This is a genomic window from Paenarthrobacter sp. CCNWLY172 (assembly GCF_037402035.1).
In the GTDB taxonomy this organism is placed as follows: Bacteria; Actinomycetota; Actinomycetes; order Actinomycetales; family Micrococcaceae; genus Arthrobacter.
On the sequence record NZ_JBBEGB010000006.1, the window covers coordinates 314,079 to 330,596 of the forward strand.

Annotated in this window: 16 protein-coding genes; 4 read left to right on the plus strand and 12 right to left on the minus strand. The window is 63.5% G+C overall.

Translation table 11 applies throughout. The annotated features are described in order from the left end of the window. Positions 1–47: 47 nt before the first annotated feature. The 3 genes from WBN73_RS12015 to polA form a co-directional block, all read right to left on the minus strand. Entirely contained in the window at positions 48–980 is a 933-nt protein-coding gene (locus WBN73_RS12015; RefSeq protein ID WP_337340351.1) for a polysaccharide deacetylase family protein, read from the minus strand. Positions 981–1,030: 50 nt separating this feature from the next. Continuing rightward, positions 1,031–2,347: a GNAT family N-acetyltransferase gene (locus tag WBN73_RS12020; protein WP_337340352.1), complete on the minus strand. Its 1,317-nt coding sequence runs from the start codon at positions 2,345–2,347 to the stop codon at positions 1,031–1,033. An 85-nt stretch (positions 2,348–2,432) separates the two neighbouring features. Continuing rightward, positions 2,433–5,075: a DNA polymerase I gene (gene polA / locus WBN73_RS12025; RefSeq protein WP_337340373.1), complete on the minus strand. Its 2,643-nt coding sequence runs from the start codon at positions 5,073–5,075 to the stop codon at positions 2,433–2,435. Between the two features lie 160 nt (positions 5,076–5,235). Between polA and WBN73_RS12030 the strand changes: the two genes are divergently transcribed. Then, a complete protein-coding gene (locus WBN73_RS12030) occupies positions 5,236–5,700 on the plus strand; it encodes a hotdog fold thioesterase (RefSeq protein ID WP_280627914.1) in 465 nt (154 codons plus the stop codon). A 4-nt stretch (positions 5,701–5,704) separates the two neighbouring features. Here the strand turns inward: WBN73_RS12030 and WBN73_RS12035 are convergent, their stop codons facing one another. The 6 genes from WBN73_RS12035 to WBN73_RS12060 all read right to left on the minus strand — a co-directional run bounded on the left by WBN73_RS12035 (position 5,705) and on the right by WBN73_RS12060 (position 10,384). After that, the gene (locus tag WBN73_RS12035) at positions 5,705–6,256 is read right to left on the minus strand and encodes a dihydrofolate reductase family protein (protein WP_207593490.1); all 552 of its coding nucleotides are present in this window, start codon (positions 6,254–6,256) and stop codon (positions 5,705–5,707) included. A 13-nt stretch (positions 6,257–6,269) separates the two neighbouring features. Further along, positions 6,270–7,157 (minus strand): hypothetical protein, encoded by an 888-nt coding sequence (locus WBN73_RS12040; RefSeq protein ID WP_242703301.1) that lies wholly within the window; start codon positions 7,155–7,157, stop codon positions 6,270–6,272. Further along, on the minus strand, positions 7,154–7,933 hold the full coding sequence (locus WBN73_RS12045) for a hypothetical protein (RefSeq protein WP_337340353.1): 780 nt from the start codon (positions 7,931–7,933) through the stop codon (positions 7,154–7,156). Before WBN73_RS12045 ends, WBN73_RS12040 begins: the two co-directional genes overlap by 4 nt. A 327-nt stretch (positions 7,934–8,260) precedes the next feature. Continuing rightward, the gene (locus WBN73_RS12050) at positions 8,261–8,482 is read right to left on the minus strand and encodes a hypothetical protein (RefSeq protein WP_089595031.1); all 222 of its coding nucleotides are present in this window, start codon (positions 8,480–8,482) and stop codon (positions 8,261–8,263) included. Beyond that, entirely contained in the window at positions 8,479–9,684 is a 1,206-nt protein-coding gene (locus WBN73_RS12055) for an inorganic phosphate transporter (RefSeq protein ID WP_207593488.1), read from the minus strand. Before WBN73_RS12055 ends, WBN73_RS12050 begins: the two co-directional genes overlap by 4 nt. 181 nt (positions 9,685–9,865) lie before the next feature. Continuing rightward, positions 9,866–10,384 carry an HAD domain-containing protein gene (locus tag WBN73_RS12060; protein ID WP_337340354.1) on the minus strand — a complete coding sequence of 173 codons (519 nt, stop codon included), beginning with the start codon at positions 10,382–10,384 and terminating at the stop codon, positions 9,866–9,868. A gap of 108 nt (positions 10,385–10,492) precedes the next feature. On the opposite strand from WBN73_RS12060, the gene kynA reads away from it, so the two are divergent. From kynA to WBN73_RS12075, 3 genes are read left to right on the plus strand one after another with little or no spacing between them, the layout of a single operon-like run. Further along, positions 10,493–11,362: a tryptophan 2,3-dioxygenase gene (gene kynA, locus WBN73_RS12065; RefSeq protein ID WP_207593486.1), complete on the plus strand. Its 870-nt coding sequence runs from the start codon at positions 10,493–10,495 to the stop codon at positions 11,360–11,362. A 52-nt stretch (positions 11,363–11,414) separates the two neighbouring features. Further along, complete coding sequence (locus WBN73_RS12070) at positions 11,415–12,653, plus strand: kynureninase (protein WP_337340355.1); 1,239 nt, start codon at positions 11,415–11,417, stop codon at positions 12,651–12,653. Between the two features lie 7 nt (positions 12,654–12,660). Further along, positions 12,661–13,542: a PaaX family transcriptional regulator gene (locus tag WBN73_RS12075; RefSeq protein WP_207597403.1), complete on the plus strand. Its 882-nt coding sequence runs from the start codon at positions 12,661–12,663 to the stop codon at positions 13,540–13,542. A gap of 51 nt (positions 13,543–13,593) precedes the next feature. On the opposite strand, the gene WBN73_RS12080 is transcribed toward WBN73_RS12075, so the two are convergent. Genes WBN73_RS12080 through WBN73_RS12090 form a run of 3 tightly spaced genes read right to left on the minus strand, consistent with a single transcriptional unit; the run spans position 13,594 to position 16,384 of the window. After that, on the minus strand, positions 13,594–13,890 hold the full coding sequence (locus WBN73_RS12080; RefSeq protein WP_207597402.1) for a Dabb family protein: 297 nt from the start codon (positions 13,888–13,890) through the stop codon (positions 13,594–13,596). Beyond that, positions 13,887–15,560, minus strand: a complete 1,674-nt coding sequence (locus WBN73_RS12085) for an FAD-dependent oxidoreductase (protein ID WP_207597401.1) — start codon at positions 15,558–15,560, stop codon at positions 13,887–13,889. Before WBN73_RS12085 ends, WBN73_RS12080 begins: the two co-directional genes overlap by 4 nt. Positions 15,561–15,598: 38 nt before the next feature. Beyond that, positions 15,599–16,384: an SDR family NAD(P)-dependent oxidoreductase gene (locus tag WBN73_RS12090; protein ID WP_280627905.1), complete on the minus strand. Its 786-nt coding sequence runs from the start codon at positions 16,382–16,384 to the stop codon at positions 15,599–15,601. Positions 16,385–16,518 lie beyond the last annotated feature (134 nt).

Consider the following 16,518-nt stretch of genomic DNA (forward strand, 5'->3'; position numbering starts at 1 on the left):
CGCCCGTTTATTCTAGTCGCATTGGCAAAGCAGGGTCAAAAGGAGTGTCACGTGGTCAGCACGTCTCCCAGGCGGGCGAACGTGGCGCCCCGGTCCAGCATCCCCGGCAGAGCCCGGGCATAGCCTTCGGCAGTGCCCGCCGCCGGCCTGTTGAAGTGCGAAATAACGATGTCGCCGGCAGCTGCGCGAGCCACCTCGGCTGCGACGGTGGCCGCCGGATAGGTGGCCCCACCGTCCCCATTGATGGTGAAGTTGACCGGCAGCATCCCAAGCCTGCGCGTCATCTCCACAGCGACATCGTCGTAGAAGGCGGTTCCCGGCCGGAAGAACCTGGGAGCGGAGCCGTCGAGTTCACGCATCAGCGCCTGGTTTCCCATCAACTCGTCGTAGGCAACCGCGGCATTGGCCGTCCCAGGGATCCCGTAGGCAGACCTCCCGTTGACTGAGAGCGGCTGATGAAGGGTGCCATGGTTGGCAAGTTCGAACAGTGGGTCGGCGGCCAGCTCGGCGGCCAGCGCTGGGTTGGCGTGGAGCCATCGGCTGTTGATGAAGAGCGTCGATGGGACATTGAGCCGGCGGAGTGTCGTCAGCAGGGCGTGGTCGCAACCAGTGCCCCCAGGGCCGCCGCACGCATCGAATGTCAACGCCACGTGCTTCGACGGCGAATTGTTCACCACTCCCGTAATGTGCAGCCCCCACTCGGTGGGCCGCCTGCCAGCGAATTCGGCCAGGATCTGCTGTTTGTCGGGCACTGTGGCAATGGCCGCTGGCGCAAGGGCAGCAGCGGCCTGCTCGCTTGATGTGGCAGCAATCGACGGCGGCGGCGTGGCCGGGCCTGTCGGCGGCGCAACCGATGGTGATGCCGCTCCTGACGGCCCCTCCACCGCTGCGCAAGCCGCCAACGCAGCTGATGCGAGGCCCGCCATTCCAAGCAGCACTGATCGCCGGCCGGCCACAGGCCGCCGCGTGGAATCCCCCATGGATGTCCTTAACTAGGTGTGTCTATGTGCTTTTGATGACGTGGTGCAGTTTAGAAGTGCGTCAGGCAATGCGCCGGGCGTTCCACCGCGAACAGTTGCTGGGCCAGGAATGCGGCACCGGCTGATTTCTCACGGACGCGTCCCGCAGCAGCAAGGGTTACCGGAGACACCGCACCAAGATAGATGGACGCGAGGTCGGCCACGTCCATCGTCAGATCCGCTGATTCGCCCGAGGCTTCAGTCACGACCGCCGCAGCCCCACCGTCGGACTCCAGGACCCAGGTGCCGCCTGCCAGCGACAGTGAGTCCGTCACTTCCAGGACCAGGCGTCCTGCGGAGGCGAAGCGGCGTGCCTGCAAGGCGGCCGGGATATCCAGGATCCGGAGCCAGAGCATGTCGCGGACCTCGGAGGCCTCGATGCACCGTGGGTCCTCCAAGGCCCATGCCAAGGGATCGTCCACAGGGGCTTCAGCCCACGTCACGTCCTCGATGAGGTCAATGCTGCCCAGGAAACGCCACAGATCCAGGTAGGCAGCGTTGGTAGCGGCAACGAGGTCCACTATTTCCATGGTGTACGGCTTGTGGTCCCAACCCTTGAACCGGTATGAGACGTAGCCGTCCAACGCTCCGGAAAGGTCGTAATGCAGGGCACAGCGGACGCTGGTGTCGGGCTTGCCGTCCTGCCCAAGGGAGCCGGAGGCAGCAAGCCGGTAATACTCCTGCCGGTCCACCGATCCCGGCGACAGCCGCTGGACGCGCTCGAACACCCGGGGCGCCACGTCAAGCAGCACGGAAGGATCCGCGACTTCCACAGTTCCCTCCGGTTGCCCCTTCATCCGGAAGCGGGGTCCGGTGTCGACTTTGATGCTGCGCTCAAAGGTAGCTACGCCGAAACCGAAACGACCATAGATGGATCCTTCGGAAGCCGTCAGTGCCGCCATGGCCAGGCCGTCATCCTTGGCGCCCGCCAGGTCGGCCGTGATCATGCCACGCAGGATTCCTTGGCGGCGGTGTGTTCCGCGGACCGTTACAGCCGTCACCAGGTTGGACTCAAGCTGCCGGCCAAAACCGATATTCAGGTCCTTGCGCATGGTGGCGTAGGTTGCCACCGGGACATTCGCCTCGAGGGAGTGTTCTGGTACGACTCCGTTGACGTAGACGCCTGTCAGCTCACGCCCGTCCGCCTGGTAGGCGGCGAGGGTCTTTGCAAGGTACTCGTCATCACGACGTTGCTGGTGAAATCCGTGCGATACAGCCTGCACCCAGGTGGCACAGCGGCTGTAGGCATCGGAGTCGTCCTTGTCGGCCACAGCGGGGAAACGCTGGACGGAATATTTCCGGGAGGTTGGTTCATTGGGATCAGCCACGATCCCGAGCCTAGCCAGACGCCGCAGGTCGCGCCACCATCCCGGCGGCGCGTCCTGCGTTGATACCCGGAATTCCGGGACCGGACTAGTGTCCGGCCTCGTACCAGCTGGAGCCAACGCCGATCTGGACATCGAGGGGAACGGACAGCTCGGCAGCTGATCCCATCTGCTCGATGACCAGTTTCTCCACGACTTCGCGCTCTCCCGGTGCCACTTCCAGTACGAGTTCGTCGTGGACCTGCAGCAGCATCCGTGACTTCAGGCCCTGGCTGGCGAGCTCGGCGGACACGCCAAGCATGGCGCGCTTGATGAGGTCTGCCGCGGAGCCCTGGATGGGCGAGTTGAGGGCGATGCGTTCTGCCGCTTCCCTCGCCTGGCGGTTGGTACTGGTCAGGTCAGGGAGGTAGCGGCGGCGGCCTTCGATGGTGGCCGTGTAGCCGTCAGTCCGTGCTTGGTCGACGACACCACGCAGGTAGTCGCGCACGCCGCCGAAGCGGTCGAAGTAGTCCTTCATGAGAGTCCGTGCCTCGTCCACGGAGATCTCCAACTGCTTGGAGAGTCCGAAGGACGTGAGTCCATACGCGAGGCCATAAGACATCGCCTTCACTTTGGATCGCATGGCGCTGGTGACTTCGGACGGGTCTACATTGAAGATCCGCGAACCCACGAAACGGTGCAGGTCTTCTCCGTCGCGGTACGCCTGGATCAGGGCTTCGTCACCGGAAAGGTGCGCCATGATGCGCATTTCGATCTGCGAGTAGTCTGCCGACAACAGGCACTCGTAGCCTTCGCTGACCACAAAAATTCCGCGGACGCGCCGGCCTTCTTCGCTGCGGACCGGGATGTTCTGCAGGTTGGGATTGTTGGAGGAGATGCGGCCGGTGGCTGCGATGTTCTGGGCGTACGTGGTGTGGATACGGCCATCCTCCGCGACCGACTTCTTGAGCGTCTCCACCATCTGGGCCAACTTGGAGGACTCACGGTGGGCCATGAGCTGGACCAGGAACTCGTGGCCGGTCTTTTCCAGCAGGCCCTTCAGGGACGCGGCATCGGTGGTGTAGCCGGACTTGATCTTCTTGGTCTTGGGCAGCCCGAGTTCCTCGAAGAGAACAGTCTGGAGCTGTTTGGGTGATCCGAGGTTGACCTCGTGTCCGATCGCCGCGAACGCCTGCTCCTGGGCGTTCTCGATCACCTTGGTGAGGTCCGCGAGTTGCTCGTCCATGCGGTCCGTGGACACAAAGATTCCTGTGAGTTCCATCTGCGCCAGCACGCGTGCAACGGGAAGTTCCAGCGTGGTCAACAGGGCATCAGCCTTGATGTCCGACAGTTCCGTTTCGAAGTGCTTGCTGAGGGAATGTACGACGGCGGCATGCTGGACGAGCGCTGCGGCGGCGGCTTGGTCTGTTTCACCTGAGAGGTCGAGCTCCAGCTGCCCGGACTGGGCAGCGGCTGCGGTAAGTGAGATCTTCAGATGCACTTGCGCGAGTTCTGCGAGATCGTAGCTGCGGCGGTCCGGCTGGATCAGGTAGCCGGAGATGGAGGTGTCATCCACCACGCCTTCCAGGCCGAGGCCACGGTTATGAAGAGCTTTGAGTGCCGACTTGAACTCGTGCAGCACCTTGGCTTCTTCGGGGTCCTTGAGCCAGCGGGCCAAGACCGACTCAGCTGCGGCGTCCAGCCCCGTCAGTTCGACATAGGCCGCTCCGTTGTTCCTGACAACAGCAAGGGCACCCGCATCATCACCGATGCGTCCGGGGACAAGCTGCACTGCAAGTGCCGAACGCACACCGGATCCGGCGGCGAAGAACGACTCAAGTCCCGCGGCGTCCGTGAGGACCGAATAGTCCGGGGCCTCAATGGTGTCCGGAGCCTCTCCTGCGGTGTCATCACCGTAGAGATCGAACAGCCGCGTACGGAGGGTCCTGAACTCGAGTTCCTCGAAGAGTTCCTCGATCGCCTGGCGATCCGGACGTGGCTCGTGCAAGTCAGCCAAGGTGAGGGGAAGGTCGAGGTCGGTCAGCAACTGGTTCAGCCGGCGGTTCCGCTTGACGTTCTCCAGGTTCTCCTTCAGCGCACCGCCCACCTTGCCGCCGATGGAGTCAAGGTTTTCCAGGATGCCTTCGAGGCCGCCGTACAGGTTGATCCACTTTGCAGCTGTCTTGGGGCCAACGCCCGGGACGCCGGGCAGGTTGTCAGCGGTCTCGCCAACGAGGGCGGCGAGGTCCGAGTACAGGCCGGGCTTGACGAAGTACTTCTCTTCAATCGCCGCAGCGTCCATCCTGGGAATGTTGCTCACGCCCTGCTTGGGGTAGAGCACAAAGACGTTGTCGTTGATCAGCTGGAACGCATCCCTGTCGCCGGAAACGAGAAGGACTTCGAAGCCTGCGGCGTCGCCCTGCGCGGCCAGCGTGGCCAGGACATCGTCTGCCTCGTATCCGGGCATGGCGATCGTTTTGATGCCCCAGGCCTCCATGACCTTGGCGATGAGACCGATCTGGCCCGCGAACTCTGCAGGCGTCGCGTTGCGCCCGCCCTTGTACTCGCTGTACTCGGCCTTGCGGAACGTGGTGTCGTCAGAGACGTCAAAAGCTACGGCGACGTGCGTGGGCTTCTGGTCCTTGATCAGGTTGATCAACATGGAGGTGAAGCCATGGACTGCGTTGGTGTACTGGCCCCTGGCAGTGGAGAAATTCTCGGCCGGAAGCGCATAGAAAGCCCGGAACGCCATGGAGTGGCCGTCAAGGACCAACAGCCTGGGCCGGCCCTCCCCCGCGGTGCTGGCCGATACTGTGGCAGAGGGGGTGGGGGCTGTCGCAATGGCAGCAGCTTGGGCCGTTGGAACCTGGTCCGGTTTGGTTGTTTCACTCACAGGTGCCAGCCTAGTTGGCATGATGGACAATTTCACGCCGAACCCCTTTGCCGATGAGCTCGCCGAGGCAGGGGTGCCCGAAGAATTCCACGATTGGCTCTCGGCACACGGTGTGGGTGCACTGGTGGTGAAGCTCGGGATCCGGTTCACGGAAATGAGTGCTGAACGAATGGTCGCCACCATGCCGGTGGAAGGAAACACGCAGGTAGCGGGCATCCTTCACGGCGGGGCCCACGTTGTCCTCGCCGAGACCTTGGGATCGTTCGCGGCGTCCCTCCATGCCGGCCGGGGCCGCCATGCCGTGGGCATCGAAGTGGGCGCAACACACCACCGTTCAGTTGCCAGCGGCCTGGTGACGGGCACGTGCACGGCGATTCACCTGGGAGGCACACTTGCTACCCATGAGATCGTGATGACCGATGACAAGGGCCGGCGGCTTTCGACCGCCCGGATCACCAATATGATCCGGGACAACCGGCACTGACCACCTAATCCGATCCCTTGGGCAGCCTGTAGTGAAGCTCGGCCGCGGCCCCGCCGATGATCTTGTGCGAGACCAGCTCAAGTGGCGCCGTCGGGCCTTTCAGCGGCAACAGCCGCTTCCCCGCGCCCAGCACCACGGGAACGATCGTGACGATCATCTCGTCCAGCAGCCCGGCATTGGCGAACTGGGCCACGAGGTCGCCTCCGCCCACCAACCAGACGTTCTTGTCTCCAGCGTCTTTGAGCAGGTCCGGGGCGAACTCGCGGACGTCTCCGCGGACGAAGGTGATGTCCGCTCCGGCTGGAGCCGAGTACTCATGGTGGGTGAACACCCAGCAGGGAGTGTCCGGATAGGGCCATTGGCCGGGCTCGTGTTCCATCAGCCAGCGGTAGGTGTCCCCGCCCATGACGATGCACCCGACGCCCGCCATGAAGGACTCAATGCCTTGGTTCACACCCTCAACCCGGTCGAACTGCAGGAGCCAGCCGAGGTCGTCGTCCGGGGAGGCTATGAAGCCGTCGATGGTGCAAGCTACGTAGTACTGAAACGTCGACATGGGCCCAGACTAGTCAGTCCGACGCGGGGTTCCCATACTCCACGCGGACACTGCCGTCGTCCTGCAGCACCACCACACGGCCCCGCTCGAGGGACCAGCCTTCGTTGAGCAGGAAAATCCGTCCGCCGCTGACCACCAGCAACCGCAGCCCGGTGTACCGATACAGGGGCGCCGTATCCGAGCCCGCAGACTCCTCGCGGACGTTCGGGGCACCGACCGCAAGACGTTCCTTGCTGTAGACCACCGCCGTGGGCAAAAGGCTGGAACGTTCCTGGTAGTCGAGGGCAGCACCGCGCCCCAGTGCCTGCGCGTAATCCGACGTACCCCAAAACAGCAGCAGCGTGACCAGCACGAACACCAGGGACCTCTCGAGGGCCCTTGGGGTGGTCCTCTGCGCAGGGTGGCCGCGCTCAACGGCCCGGCGTCGCACACTCAGGCCCCAGGCCCCCACCACCAATCCCCCGGCGATCAGGAAGGGCGCGTACAGCACGATCTGGCCGGGACGTGCGGAAACGGCCAGCCACATGGCCGCGGCATAGGCAAAGCCGAGCAACATCACAAGGGTGGCGGTCAGATGGACGGCTTTTCTGTGCCGCCCGGCTTCAAGAAGCCGCGATACTGCGCGGTCCAGCATGAACCACAGCAAACCGATGACCACGAGCCATGCCAACGGCTGGAAAAGCGACTGGATACTCCTCAGGACAAAGTCCTGGACTGTGTAACCGAACAGGCTGACATCGAGGCCCATGGCTTTGGCCTGCGCGTCAGTGCGGGCCCAACCGAAATAGACCAGCAGCGCCGTGACGATGGTCAACGGCGGGCCGATGACCGAGAGGACTTCGAGGGTCCGCTGCCAGCGTGTGTTGTTGACTCCTTCTTCGGTATCCGGTGTATCGCTCACGGGGCAGCCGTTGGGGAGGCAGCGCCTGGCGGCGGCGCAGTTGGGGGTGGAGTGGCGGAGGGACTCTGGCCGGGCAAACCTGTGCCCGGGCTTGCGGTCTCCGGGGGTGGCACGGAGCCTGTGGCGGTACCGTGGTCGTCGTAGAAGAAGGTCACCGTTCCGGCAATATCCACGGTGTCCGTGATGGAGATCCGGATCGAGTCCCGGCCGGCTGACGAGGGCATCCGGAGATAGACGGGCTGGTAGTCGTCCCTGGCGCCAACAAACTCAGCGTCCACGGGAACGCCGTCGAACAGGACATCGCCCACCCGGACGTAGTAGCCGTCCAAGCGAACAATCGTGCCACCACTGCTGGGCCCGGAGGCGCGTGCCAGCCCCGGGATCGGCCTGAGCTCTTCGTCAACCACGGTCAATCCAACCAACTGCCTCGGGCATGCTTCGCCCTGTCCCGGCTCCACGATGAAGACAGCGTCGGGATTGCTGCGGTGTTGGGCGAGCAGCGACGCCGAAGTGGCGGCGACCCGGAATTCAAGGCACTGGGTTTGCGGTATCCGCGGCGTGGCAGCAACTGCAATGGAAGCCCGCTGCCAATCCTGCTGACTCCCGCTCTGAAGTGCCTTGCACACGGCGGCGCCGGCCAGCCAGACTGCCGCGTCGTCGGCACCCTCCACGCTCTGGACCAAGGCATCGCATTGGAACTGCTGGAGCAAAAGATATCGCTGGCCGGAGGTGGGATCGTTCGGGCCAATCGGTCCGATGGGGACCCAGCGAACCACTGGAGCATCCGCCTGTGGCGCCCCGGGGCCTGCCGGACCAACCGGTTGGGTGGCTGTAGGAGCGATCGTGCTTGGTACTGGTTGCCCAGTGGTGGCGGCAGTGGAGGGGTTGGAAACCGGAGGCGATGATCCGCCGCCCTCAGCTGCGGGCGGAAGGCACGCGGAGAGGCCCAGCATCAAGGCCGGAACCAGAGCCAGTCGGATGAGATGGCTTCGGGATGGGCAATTCATGACAGCCCCGCATCTGCCGGATCACAACCACGCAGTTATGTGCATAACTACACTGCTGATTATTCTCCCGAAAGCCCCCGACTGCCAGAGAGGCTGCTACTTTCCGAAGTAGGGAACAATCAGGTAGATCCCGAACAGGACGGCCGCGGCGCACACGCCGAAGCAAACGTAGGCCAGGGACCGGACCAGGACAGGCGACTTCTGCTGGGCGTCACCGGCGATGGCCGTGAGGCGGACCCCCAGGGAGTAAAGGACCACCAAAGTCACGGCCGCCACGAGGGTGACTCCTCCTACCTGCAGCAATTCCAACCATTTCATCGCCGCACATCCTCATTCTGGGTGGTCTTACGGGTCTTCTTCTTCTTGCGGAACCGGACGGCATGGCCGGCTTCTTCAACCTCGACGGCGTTGTGGTGGCCCACATGCGATTTGCGCGAGACAACAAACATGAAGAGCACCGCTGCTGTTCCAACAACTGCCGCGATAATGACGCCCACGACGCCGATGCTCACCAAGAGCGCCGTCAGTGCACCGACAATGGCCGAGGCCGGGAGGGTAAAGAGCCAGCCCAACGCGATCTTGCCTGCGGTACCCCAACGAACCGAGGTGCCCTTACGGCCCAGGCCCGAGCCGATGACCGATCCCGAAGCGACTTGTGTGGTGGACAGGGCGAAGCCGAGGTGGGACGAAGCGAGGATGGCCGAAGCCGTGCTGGTTTCGGCAGAGAAACCCTGGGCGGGCTTGACCTCGGTCAGGCCGGAACCCATGGTGCGGATGATCCGCCAGCCGCCCGCGTAGGTTCCGATGGCGATGGCGAAGGCACAGGCCGCGATTACCCAGAACTGCGGACCGCTGCCCGGAGCCTGGGTTCCACCGGCGATAAGAACCAAGGTGATGATGCCCATGGTCTTCTGGGCGTCGTTGGTGCCGTGCGCGAGCGCCACCAGGCTGGACGTGAAGATCTGTCCCGTACGGAAGCCGCCGCGTTTCTGCGTCAGCTTGTCGCCGGTTTCGGGATCGTGGCGCGAGGTCAGTGCGTAGGCGAGGCGGGTGCAGATGTAAGCCACCAGGCCGGCGATCAGCGGCGCGAAGATCGCGGGCAGGATCACCTTCTGCAGCACGGTCTCGAAGTTGATGGAATGGAGCCCGATGCCCACCACTGCCGCGCCAATAAGGCCGCCGAACAAGGCATGGGAGGAGCTCGATGGCAGGCCCTTGAGCCACGTGACCATGTTCCAGAGAACTGCGCCCATGAGTCCGGCAAAGATGATGTCCGGAGTGATGTGGATACCATCCGAGCCTTCCCGGATCAGTCCACCGGAAATGGTCTTGGCCACTTCCGTGGAGAGGAACGCGCCGACGAGGTTGAGCACAGCGGCCAAGGCAACGGCCGTCTTGGGCTTGATCGCCCCCGTGGCGATAGGCGTGGCCATCGCATTCGCTGTGTCGTGAAACCCGTTGGTGAAGTCAAAGAAAAGGGCCAACGCTATTACCAGCGCGACCATGAAGGTGATATCCACCTGTTGCCCAATCTGCAGAGTCGTCGACGTTCAGCAGTTTCACTTCCCCGTACCTGCCATCCACAGCATAGTTCAGCAAGTGTTCAACTGACCGGGCTTGCGGAATTCACTCTGGCGGGCTTGAAACCTTAAGAATCTTACGTGGCATCCAGTGAGCGGACAAACGTACACGGCCTTCCCCTCAGCCCAGATACTCCCTTACTGCTGCAAGGTGGCTCGGGGACAGTCCCTTGCGGGGATCGGGTGAGATGCAAAGCACACGGTCCTGTTGGTATTCAGCCCAGGAGCGGGCGTCGGATTCCCGGCTGAGCTGGTCGTCCAGCCACACGATCCGCCGGCTCCCCGTAGCCGCCAGGTCCTTTTGGAGGGCGAGAAGTTTCCACCACTCCGGGCCTTGGTCCCAGCCCTGGCTGGACAGTACCGGCCAGTCCTCCCCCTGGAGGCCGATAGCCGGGCAGAGGAACTCGGGTGCAAGGCGCTCCCACGTGGTCAGCCACACGAAACGCGCGGCTGGATGGCGGGCAAGGTCATTAAGTCCCGCCACGAGTTCCGGCGCGAAGGCAACCTCCAGGATCCCCGCGTCGGCGGTGGTCCATTCGCCACCCCAATCAGTGGTTCCCACCGGACTGAAGGGGTTCACCACGCCGTCGACGTCGAGGTAGATCGACACGGGCGCGGCAGTCTTTTCCACACTTTCCATCCGCACTCCCCTTCCCCAATGGTCGTGCTTCAGCCTACGTGACGGTGGGACCCTGCGAACCGGAAATCAATACCTTGACGTGCGTCATGGAAGTGATAATCTCAAGCCATGGAAAAGCCCACAGTCCATTCCGCCCACAGCGTCCGGGACATCGAGGACACCGTCCGCACCGATTTCCGTCATGCGATGTCCTACGGCGGATATCTGGACCTCGATCACCTGCTCAGCTCCCAGCATCCCCTGAGTGAGCCGGAACACCATGATGAACTGCTGTTCATCATCCAGCACCAGACCAGCGAGCTCTGGCTCAAGCTGGTCCTTCACGAACTTTTGGAAGCCCGCAGGCTGTTTGACGCGGACAATTTGGGCAAGGCACTGAAGTGCATCGCCCGCGTCAAGGCCATCCAGCGCACCATGACGGAACAATGGTCGGTCCTGGGAACGTTGACGCCGCGTGAATACGCCCAGTTCCGCGGGTTCCTGGGCAGCTCGTCCGGCTTCCAGTCCTATCAGTACCGCGGTGTCGAGTTCCTGCTGGGCAACAAGAACCGCGGGATGCTGCGCGTTTTCGAAAGCGAACCCGAGGCCCACGCTTTGCTCAGCAAGCTCTTGGAGGAGCCCACGCTGTATGACGCCTTCCTGGCAGTGCTGTCCCGCGCCGGCTATGACATTCCCGCCGACATCCTTGAGCGGGACACCAGCGAGCCGTGGACCTTCCGGAAGGACCTGGTCCCCATCTTCCAGAAGATCTACGAATCCGATGACACCCCATGGGGCCTTTACGAAGCGTGCGAGGACCTGGTGGACATTGAGGACAACTTCCAGGCATGGCGCTTCCGCCATTTGCGGACGGTTCAACGAACCATCGGTTTCAAAGTCGGCACCGGAGGATCCTCGGGCGTGGACTTCCTGAAGCGCGCCTTGGACCTGACCTTCTTCCCCGAGCTCTACGCCGTACGCACCGAAATCGGCAACTAAGCACCCAGGCAAACATCGAGCATTGCCGCCCAACACTTCCGCAGGAGGAACCATGTCCACAGCACAGCAAACCCAACGGCCAACGTCGGCCGAACTGGATGCCGCTGATCCCCTCGCCGCCCAGCGCGAGGCCTTCTACGCGCCCGACGCCGCCCAACTCACCTCATATCTGGATGGCAACTCACTGGGCCGCCCGCTGAAAGTCACGGCAGGGAACCTCGATTCGTTTGTGCACGAGGCTTGGGGCAGCCGGCTGATCCGGGGTTGGGACGAGCAATGGATGGATGAGCCGACGGTCGTTGGCGACCGCATCGGCGAGGTGACCCTGGGCGCTGCCGCTGGGCAGACCACCGTGGGCGACTCCACCTCCGTGATGCTCTACAAGATGATCCGTGCCGCAGTGGATGCCCAACCGGGGCGGGATGAGATCATCATTGACCGCGACAACTTCCCCACCGACCGGTTCATCATCGAGGGCATCGCCGCCGAGCGTGGGGCGACTATCAAATGGATCGCTGCGAACCCCGCCAGCGGTGTTCGCCCGGAGGACCTGGACGGACTGCTGGGCGAAAGGACCGCCGTAGTGGTCCTCAGCCACGTTGCGTACCGGTCAGGCTTCCTGGCCGACGCCGAGTGCATCACTGCCAAGGTTCATCAAGCAGGTGCCCTGATGCTCTGGGACCTTTGCCACTCCGTAGGTTCCGTGCCCATGGAGCTGGACAAGTGGGGCGTGGACATCGCAGTCGGCTGCACCTACAAGTACCTCAATGGTGGCCCCGGTTCGCCCGCCTTCGCCTACGTCAACGCTTCCCAGCAGGACCGTTTGCAGCAACCCATCTGGGGTTGGATGGGGGCCGACAACCCGTTTGGCATGACGGACGCCTACCGCCCCGCGCAAGGGATGCGCAGGTTCATCACGGGAACTCCTCCCGTGCTGGCCATGCAGCCCATGAAAGACATGCTGGAACTGATTGCCTCCGTAGGGATGGACGCGGTCCGGGAAAAGTCCATCAAGCTCACGGAGTACGCAATCGCACTCTCAGAGGAGCTCCTGGTGCCTCTCGGCGCGGAAATCGTGAGCCCCCGGAATGTGGCCGAGCGCGGCTCCCACATCACCGTGGACCACCCGTTGTTCGCAGATGTCACAGCGAGGCTTTGGGAAAAGGGTGTCATCCCCGATTTCCGTCCCCCGCACGGCCTGCGCATTGGCCTGTCCCCCTTGAGCACAAGCTTTGCCGAAGTTGAACTGGGAGTGGCAGCCATCCGCGACGCACTCTCCCAAGCGCAGTGAGCCGGAAATGAGTGCTGTCCTCGATGACATGGACTCCCGCCCAGGGAGTACAACGTCGTTGCTGCGTACCGTGATCGGCCTGTACCTGCGCGACGCCGGCGGATGGATGTCCGCCAAGGACATCGTGGCACTCATGGAGGCCCTGGGCACGACAGGAACAGTAACCCGGACCGCCTTGGGCCGGTTGCGTAAAAAGGATGTAGTGCTTCAGGAGACGCGCGCAGGGGTCCCCGGTTTCACGCTTACAGACGGGGCCGCCACCATGTTGGCGCGCGGAGACCGCCGGATCTACAACCCACGGAGCATGTCACTGGAGGATCCCTGGTGCCTGATCTCCTTCTCCATTCCTGAGACGGAACGCGAAAAGCGGCACCAGCTGCGGCGTCGGCTCCACTGGATCGGTTGCGGGACCGTGGCAGCGGGTTTGTGGATCTGTCCTGATTCGCTGCGAGGCGAAGTGGAGGAAATCCTGATGGACTTGTCGCTCCGGGACATGGCGACGATCTTCGTCACGGGAACACCCATGGTTGGCGGCAGCCTTCGCGACGCAGCCTCCAAGTGGTGGGACCTGGAAGCAGTGGCCGCGCTGCACAGGGACTTTATCCGTGAGCACGGTTCGGCCGGCGCGACCATTGATGGCGCTCCTGCGTCTCCCGTGCGGACGGTGGAGCCTTCTGCTGAAGCTTTTTCCACCTACGTGCAGTGCATCGACCGCTGGCGGATCATCCCGTATCTGGACCCCGGGCTGCCTCCTGCATTTCTGCCGGAGGACTGGCCCGGGGCCGAAGGTTCGGCACTGTTCAGCCGGACGGTTGCCGCTTATGCGGAGCCCAGTGCGGAGTTCGTTCGCCGGACCTTGAAGGAAACGGCAGGCGCTGCCATCGCCTGACTGGACTCCAGTGCTTTCACTGACGTGCTCAGCACTGCGCGACTGCACGGCTCAAGGCTGGAGCGCGAAATCCACGGCAATGATCTGCCCGCTGTTGGGATAGGAGTACTTCTTCAGCGGCTCGTGCAATGGGTGCGTGGTATAGACCTCGAGGTCCTCGACCGTACTGAAGTCAGCCACAATGGCGTAGTCGAAGGACCGATCCTGGTGGAGGACATCCGGCCCGTGCGTGAGCTCCAGCAGGCCGGGAATATTGCCCTTCATCCTGTCCAGGCCCTCCTGCCAGGCAGCCTTGTCCGCCTCGGGAAAGCCGGCCTTGAACTTGAAGAGCACCACGTGGCGAATCATGCTTCAACTCCTGCTGCTGCGCCCCTATATGCCGAGGGCGTGTACTCCGCCGGCTCGCCTGCAATGGTGCGTCCTGCCAGGTAGCCCATGGTCATGATGGGCCCCAGGGTGGCACCGGCCCCAGGGTAGCCCGCAGCGTAGGCGTTCTCCGTTGTGTTTCCGGCGGCGTACAGGCCGGGGATGGGCTCTCCGTCGACGTCCAGGACCCGCGCCAAGGCGTCCGTGGCAACACCTCCGTTGCTGCCGAAGGCGCCATTGACCACCTCCATCGCGTAGAACGGACCGGACTGCAGCGGACCGAGGGAAGGGTTGGGCCAAGGGCAGTCGTCGTCACCCCAGTACTTGTCGTAGGCGCTTTCGCCGCGGCCGAAATCCGGGTCTTCGCCTTTGACTGCATAGTGGTTGAAGCGTTCAACGGTGGCCGCGAGGTTATCGGCAGGGACACCGATCTTCGCGGCCAGTTCGGCCAACGTGGGGGCTTCCGTCAGGTAAGCCGGCGTCGGTTGGCCCGCCCGGTGGGCCAGGATACCGTAGCGCTCCAGGTAGCTGTGATCGAACACCACATGGGCAGGAGTGTTCAGGGTCTGGTTGTTGGGTGAATCCCACGATTGGAGGCACCGGGCGAGGTCGTTGTAGTTCTGGGATTCGTTGGCAAACCGCCGGCCATGACGGTTGACCATGAGCGATCCCGGTCCTTGCCGCTCAAAACGCAGAAGCGTACCAACCGGTTCACCGTCCCGGGTGTCTCCCGTGATGGACATGGGAGCCCACCAGGCTTCCCGGGTTCCCCGGGTGTGGGCCCCCACCCGCTGGGCCATCTTGAGCCCATCGCCGGTATTCGATGGCGGCGAGCACATGATGTACAGGCGTGAGGCCAGCAGCGAGTCAGCCAGCGCCCTGTCCCATTCGAAGCCGCCCGTGGCGAGGACCACGCCGTCGTTGGCATGGAAGGTTTCGCCTGACGTGAGCTGCACGCCCACTACCCTGCCGCCGTCGTTCAGCAGTCGATGCCCGCGGGCGCCAACCACCAGCGCAGCGTCATCCCGCACCAGGCTGGCCAGCAGCATGGAGACCAGAGCCTGGCCTTTGGCAACCAGCCCCTGCTCCTGCCGCTGCTTCAGTTGCGCCCACGGGAACTTGGTGAATGCGCCCCAGGTCTCGTACTCCTGCATGGTGAACGGGGCCCGGCCATCGGACCGGACATGGGCGGCGAGGCCGCCGAGCGCTTCACGAATGTTGAACAGCTCGGGTTCAACTGTCCTGCCGCCTTCCACGGAACCGGGCAGGTCCTGCCGATAGTCCGGGAAGTTGTCCAGGAAGATCAACCGGACTCCGCATTCGTCTTCAGTGAAGCGAAGCATCGTGTCGCCGTAGGTCAGGGCCGCTTCCAGAAGTTCTTCGCGGCTCCGTCCCCGGGCAACGGCGCGGACGTACCGGGCTGCCGCTTCCTTGGAGTCGCTCAGCCCGGCTTCGCGGGCATGATGGTTGTCAGCAACCCACAGCATGCCTCCCGAGACGGCGGTTGTTCCACCCAGCAAGTGGGTCTTTTCAAGCACGACGACGGACTTGCCGGCACGCGCGGCCGTGGCGGCTGCAGTTAAAGCGCCGGCACCGGAGCCGACGACGACGACGTCGTAGGCAGTGGAGGGTGTGCCGTTCAGGTATTTCATGGTGGTACCTCTCAAGGGGCGTGATGGATTGGGGGCTGTCAGACGGCCGTGTAGCCGCCGTCGATGACCAACTCGGAGCCGGTGGTGAAACGGGACTCATCGGAGGCCAGATAGAGCACTCCGTAGGCGATCTCGTCCGGTTCACCTTGGCGCGGGAGCGGGTTTCCGCCCACCAGTTGCTGGTAGTAGGCCTCCGCTCCGATGTCCGACTGTTCTGCAGAGTGCCTGCTCATCCGCGTGTTCATGGATCCGGGATGGATGGAGTTCACCCTGACTCCGTAGGTGCCATAGGCCGCTGCGTCAGACTTGCTCAAGAGCCGGACGGCTCCTTTGGTGGCGTGGTACAGGGGAACGTTGCGCCCGCCGGTTAGTCCGTGGATGGAGGAAAAGTTGATGATGCTGCCGGACTGCTTGGCGATCATGGCCGGGACAACGTGTTTGGTCAGGAGCCACACGCCTTTGACATTGACGTCGAAGACGAGGTTGAACTGGTCCACGCTGGCAGTGTGGCTGGCACCTGCCGGGCCGATGATTCCTGCCGCGTTGACCAGGATGTCCGGTGCGCCGAGCTCAGCGGTCAGTTGCTGCACGGCCTGCGCGACACTGGCTTCATTGGTGACATCGACGTCGTATTCAGTGATCCCCGGGTGCCTTGCTGTGGTGGATGTTCCCGCCCGGTCCAGGCTGGCAACACTTGCTCCGTGCTGGGCGAGCAGACGGGCTGTGGCACCGCCAAGGTCTCCCCTGCCTCCTGTCACCACGGCGACCTTGCCGGCCACCCTCCCGCTGACGGACTCCTGCCCAGCCTGCTTTGCTGTTTCCATGACCAACTCCTCCTGCCGCGGCGTTGCGGCTGCTGAAACCCAGGTACGACGCAGGGCAGCACGGAACAGAGCCCCAGGGGCCCTGATGAGGTGGAGATTTGGGCGGTGATGCCCTGCTGGGTTTTACTCTGCCA